The 5,454-nt window shown below is 67.5% G+C and carries 5 protein-coding genes and 2 tRNA genes; 6 read left to right on the top strand and 1 reads right to left on the bottom strand.

Annotated elements, in window-relative coordinates:
- Positions 1-403, top strand: a 403-nt coding sequence (locus ABGA94_RS08440) for a methylated-DNA--[protein]-cysteine S-methyltransferase (RefSeq protein WP_375367002.1), incomplete at its 5' end; no start/stop codon positions are given.
- 79 nt (positions 404-482) lie between these two features.
- Here the strand turns inward: ABGA94_RS08440 and ABGA94_RS08445 are convergent.
- Positions 483-1,508 carry an NADP-dependent oxidoreductase gene (locus ABGA94_RS08445; protein WP_111177508.1) on the bottom strand — a complete coding sequence of 342 codons (1,026 nt, stop codon included), beginning with the start codon at positions 1,506-1,508 and terminating at the stop codon, positions 483-485.
- Positions 1,509-1,872: 364 nt separating this feature from the next.
- Here ABGA94_RS08445 and ABGA94_RS08450 point away from each other — a divergent pair.
- The 5 genes from ABGA94_RS08450 (at position 1,873) to ABGA94_RS08470 (ending at position 5,301) form a co-directional block, all read left to right on the top strand.
- A tRNA-Phe gene (locus tag ABGA94_RS08450) sits at positions 1,873-1,948 on the top strand.
- A gap of 71 nt (positions 1,949-2,019) precedes the next feature.
- Positions 2,020-2,095: transfer RNA gene (locus ABGA94_RS08455), tRNA-Phe, on the top strand.
- 159 nt (positions 2,096-2,254) lie between these two features.
- The gene (locus tag ABGA94_RS08460) at positions 2,255-2,806 is read left to right on the top strand and encodes a lipocalin family protein (protein WP_329845167.1); all 552 of its coding nucleotides are present in this window, start codon (positions 2,255-2,257) and stop codon (positions 2,804-2,806) included.
- 163 nt (positions 2,807-2,969) lie between these two features.
- The gene (locus ABGA94_RS08465; protein WP_053501243.1) at positions 2,970-3,446 is read left to right on the top strand and encodes an LEA type 2 family protein; all 477 of its coding nucleotides are present in this window, start codon (positions 2,970-2,972) and stop codon (positions 3,444-3,446) included.
- Positions 3,447-3,510: 64 nt separating this feature from the next.
- The gene (locus ABGA94_RS08470; RefSeq protein ID WP_279946238.1) at positions 3,511-5,301 is read left to right on the top strand and encodes an acyl-CoA dehydrogenase C-terminal domain-containing protein; all 1,791 of its coding nucleotides are present in this window, start codon (positions 3,511-3,513) and stop codon (positions 5,299-5,301) included.
- Positions 5,302-5,454 lie beyond the last annotated feature (153 nt).

A 5,454-nucleotide genomic window follows, 5' to 3' on the forward strand; every position in this document is an offset into this window, starting at 1 on the left:
AGCGCTGCTGCAGTCACTGCAGCAGCGCTTCCGCCAGGCCGAACTGGTCGGGGCCGACAGCGGCTATGAACAACTGGTGGCACAGGTGGTGGGCCTGGTCGAGGATCCCTCGCGAGGCGCCACGCTGCCGCTGGACATCCGCGGCACGGCCTTCCAGCAACGTGTATGGCAGGCGCTGCAGCAGATTCCGCGCGGACAGACGGCCTCATATGCCGAAATCGCCGCGCGTATCGGCGCGCCGCGATCGAGCCGCGCGGTGGCACGCGCCTGCGCAAGCAATCCGCTGGCCGTGGCGGTGCCCTGCCACCGGGTGGTGCGCCGCGACGGCGACCTGTCCGGCTATGCCTGGGGCGTGGCACGCAAGCGCGAACTGCTGCGCCGGGAAAAGGTCGCCAACGGCTGACGCGACCCGCAAGCCGCCGACCTTGTCGGCGCCCCCAACCTCCGGTAGCCGCCAACCTTGGCCGGCATCGGCCAAGCCCTCAGTCCAGCTTCACCACCAGCTTGCCGAAGTTGTGCCCCTGCAGCAGCCCGAAGAACGCCTCCGGTGCATTTTCCAGCCCTTCCACCACATCCTCGCGGTACTGGATGCGGCCCTCACGCAGCCACTGCGCCATCTCGCGCTCGAAGTCCGGCCACAGGTGCTTGAAGTCGTGCACGATGAAACCGCGCACGGTCAGGCGCTGGCGCAGGATCTGGCTGAACAGCACCGGCAGGCGGTCCGGGCCAGGCTGCGCGACGCCACGATTGTTGTAGGTGGCGATGGTGCCGCACACCGGAATGCGGGCGAAGTCGTTGAGCAACGGCAGCACCGCATCCAGCACATGGCCCCCGACGTTCTCGAAGTACACGTCGATACCCGCAGGTACCGCCGCGCGCAGCTGCTCGGCAAAATCAGCCGCGCGATGATCCAGCGCCACGTCCACGCCCAGCGTCTGCAGATAGGCACGCTTGGCCTCGCCACCGGCGATGGCCACTACGCGCGCGCCCTGCAGCTTGGCCAACTGCGCCACGGTCGCGCCGACCGGCCCCGTTGCGGCGGCCACCACCAGCGTCTCTCCCGGCTGCAGGCGGGCGATTTCATGAAGGCTGGAATAGGCGGTGAAGCCCGGCATGCCATACACCCCCAGCGCCGTACTCAACGGCAGCCCGGCCGGGTCCAGGCGGCGGCCCAGCGCCTTGGCCGGCAGCACCGCGTGGGTCTGCCACCCGCCCGGCGCCAGCACCCGTTCGCCCACTGCGACACCCGCAGCCCTGGACTGCAATACCTCGGCCACGGTCTGGCCTTCCATCACAGCGTCCACTGCCACCGGCGCGGCATACGACGGTCCCTCATCCATGCGTCCACGCATGTACGGGTCCAGTGAGAGGTAGCGATTGCGCAGCAGCACCTCACCGTCGCCCAAGGGCGGCAGCGCGGCCTGCTCCAGGCGGAAATTGGCTGCAGTGGGCGCCCCCTGCGGACGCGACGCCAGCACGATGCGGGTGGTGGTCGATGAGTCGGACATGACGACGGTCTCTGCTGTTGCCAGCATCAGGAAAGGAACGCCGACACTACGCCGCAGCGTTCCCCCATGGGGGTCACGAAAACAGCGTTCCATGTCCAGTATCGGTGCCGTCCACGCGCAGGCCGCGCCACGCCGCGTTTGTCGATCACGGTGGCCCGCTGAATTCCGCCGCACGCGATGATCACCGCGCCACCGCGCACGGATGAATCGGCATCCAGCGCCCCCCCGCCCCGCGACGGCGGATCAAGTACTTGCGTCTGCGCAGACGGCAATGTGAAGGTTTTTTGCCAAAATGCTTGCCGTAGCCGGCTGACCTCCGTAATATGCGCGTCCTTGGCAGCGACCTCGCTGCAATGAACTACGTGGCCGAGTAGCTCAGTTGGTAGAGCAGGGGATTGAAAATCCCCGTGTCGGCGGTTCGATTCCGTCCTCGGCCACCACGTTCGACAGCCTGCAGAAATGCGGGTCTTTTTTTCGGGAATCGCAGTTGATCGTGATTGCCACACAGTTTGGCCGAGTAGCTCAGTTGGTAGAGCAGGGGATTGAAAATCCCCGTGTCGGCGGTTCGATTCCGTCTTCGGCCACCATCTTTCGAGACCTGCAGAGATGCAGGTCTTTTTTTGTCCGTGCTTCGCGCACTGCACGAGTGGCGGATGCGGCGCCCGCGCACACGCCCGGTTGACGAAACATTTACACCGGCATGCGCGGCGGCACCTACGCTCCAGACTCCTGCCTGGAGCCTACCGATGCCTCTGCGCCCCGCCCTGTTCGCCTGCCTGCTGCTGGCCGCTTTCCCGGTGATCGCCACTGAACCTGTGCGCGCGGTCGAGCGCCTGGACATCGATCGCTACGCCGGCCAGTGGCACGAGATTGCGCATCTTCCGGTCTCGTTCCAGAAGCAGTGCGTGGGCGAGATCACCGCCAACTACGGACTGCGCAGCGATGGCCGCATCAGTGTCACCAACGCCTGCCGCAACGGCGACGGTGAGCGCGTGGTCGCCGAAGGCGTGGCACGCGCGGTGGCCGGCCATCCCGGCCAGTTGCAGGTGCGCTTCGCGCCGGACTGGCTGAGCTGGGTCCCGCTGGTCTGGGCCGACTACTGGGTGCTGGCGCTGGACCCGGACTATCAGTGGGCACTGGTCGGTGAACCGGACCGGAAGTACCTGTGGATCCTCTCGCGCCTGCCGGAAATGGATCGCGCACGCTTCGAAGCGCTGAGAGAAAAAGCCGAGGCCATGGGCTACGACCTGCGCCCGCTGCGCCTGATGGCCCCGCTTCGCGATACGCCCGCCGATTGAACCGCGTCGCAACCGCGGCGCCGCGCGCGCGCCGTCCGGCACCGCGCACGCCCGGCCGCCATCTTCACGCGCTACCCTCTGCGACGGGTCGCCACAGGCGATCCAAACAACCATACGCCGTAGTATGCTTATCCAAACGCACCCCTCCAGAGGACTTGCGCCCATGCTCCACCGTTTCCGTATCGCCTTGATTGTCCTGTGCACCCTCGCCCTTGTTGCCTGCAACAACGGCATCGTCAAGCGTGTTTCGGAACCGGCGGCCAGCCTGCAGCAGCTGACCGTGCGTGCCGACGGCAACTGGACCGTGGCCCTGCGCCTGCAGAACTTCAGCTCGATGCCGATGACCTTCGATGACGTCTCGCTGGCGCTGACCGTCGGCGACAACGAAGCCGGCACCCTGCACGCCAAGCCCGGCATCTCCATCGGCGGCACCTCCGCCGACGTGATCAATGTCGACCTGGTGCCCAGCTCGGCCGCGCGCCTGGTGGTGGCCGATGCGCTGGCCAGCAACCGCACCCTGGCCTATGGCCTGAAGGGAACGGTGGCGGCCACGCCGCAGGAAAAGAAGCAGCGCAGCTTCGACATCAGCAGCCGCAGCACCCTCAACCAGGCCCCCGGCCTGCCCGGCGTGCTGCGCTGAACGCGCCTTTCGTGGCGGCGCCCGGCGCCGCTCTCCCCTGCCCTGATCAAATCGAGACGTACCGATGAGCAGCTACACCGCCCCGCTTTCCGACCTCCGTTTCGCCCTGCACGACGTGCTCAAGGTCGAACCCCTGTTCGCCCGCCTGGGCTTCACCGACGCCACCGCCGACGTGATCGATGCCGTGCTGGAGGAAGCCGGCCGCTTCAGCGCCACCGTACTGGCCCCGCTCAACAGCGTCGGCGACGAGATCGGCTGCGTGCTCGACCAGGCCACCGGTGAAGTGACCACCCCGCCCGGCTTCAAGCAGGCCTACGACCAGTTCGTCGATGGCGGCTGGACCGGCCTGACCGCCTCGCCGGAGCTGGGCGGCCAGGGCCTGCCGCACACTCTGGGCGTGCCGCTGAACGAAATGATCAATGCCGCCAACCTGGCGTGGGGCAACTTCCCGCTGCTCTCCCACGGCGCCATCGAAGCACTGAAGCAGCACGGCGAGGCCTGGCAGCACGAGGCTTTCCTCAAGCCGCTGATCGAGGGCCGCTGGACCGGCACCATGTGCCTGACCGAACCGCACTGCGGTACCGACCTCGGCCTGCTCAAGACCAAGGCCGAGCCGAACGCCGATGGGAGCTATTCGATCACCGGCACCAAGATCTTCATCACCGCCGGCGAGCATGACCTGACCGGGAACATCGTGCACCTGGTGCTGGCCAAGCTGCCCGACGCTCCCCCAGGTGCCAAGGGCATCTCGCTGTTCGTCACCCCGAAGTTCAAGGTCGACCGCGACGGCAACGTCGGCGAGCGCAACGCACTGCGCTGCGGCTCGATCGAGCACAAGATGGGCATCAAGGGGTCGGTCACCTGCGTGATGAACTTCGATGGCGCGCAGGGTTACCTGGTCGGCCAGCCGCACAAGGGCCTGCAGGCGATGTTCACCATGATGAACACCGCGCGCCTGGGGGTCGGCCTGCAGGGCATCGGCCTGTCCGAGCGCGCCTACCAGAACGCGCTGAAGTACAGCCGTGAGCGCCTGCAGTCGCGCGCCCTGAGTGGTGCCAGGTTCCCGGACAAGCCGGCCGACCCGATCCTGGTCCACCCGGATGTGCGCCGCATGCTGCTGACGGTGAAGTCGCTGGTCGAAGGCAGCCGCCTGCTGGCGCTGCACGCCGCCACCCTCATCGACGTTGCCCACCATGCCGAGGATGCCGCTGAGCGCGAGCGCGCCGACACCCTGGTGAGCTTCCTGACCCCGATCTCGAAGGCCTGCCAGACCGAATGGGGCATCGAGAACACCTACAACGCCCTGCAGTGCTTCGGTGGCCACGGCTACATCCGCGAGCACGGCATGGAGCAGCTGGCCCGCGACGCCCGCATCACCACGCTGTATGAAGGCACTACCGGCATCCAGGCGCTGGACCTGATCGGCCGCAAGACCGCGTCCAGCCAGGGCGCCGGCCTGAAGCTGATGCTGGCCGAGATCGAAGCCTTCGCCAAGGAACACGAGGGCAACGAAGCGCTGGCCGAGTTCATTGGCCCGCTGCGCGCCAAGGCCGCCGAATGGGGCAAGCTGACGATGGATGTGCTCCAGCGCGCGGCCGGCAATCCGGACGAACTGGGCGCGGCCAGCTACGACTACCTGTTCTATTCGGGTTACGTGGTGCTGGCCTACTGGTGGGCCCGCAGCGTCGCCGCCGCCGACGCCAGCGCACACGGCGCCGCCTTCGCCCAGGGCAAGCGCGAGACCGCGCGGTTCTACTTCGCCCGTGTGCTGCCGCGCACGCTCAGCCACGCCGCTGCGATCCAGTCCGGCGCCGCCCCGCTGATGGCGATGGACGACGAGCGCTTCGGCGTCTGAGCCGGGCTGCCGCCCGGCACCGGTAGTGCGGGCCGCTGGCCGGCAACCGCAACAGCAACAGCTGCATCCCGGTGGATGGCGGGGCGGTGTGGGCTGGCAGGACACGCCGTAAACCCATCCATGGGGGCTCGATGGCGCCATCCATGGCGCCAA

It is taken from the genome of Stenotrophomonas sp. 3diitr2024, from assembly GCF_042136455.1.
Lineage (GTDB): Bacteria > Pseudomonadota > Gammaproteobacteria > Xanthomonadales > Xanthomonadaceae > Stenotrophomonas > Stenotrophomonas sepilia.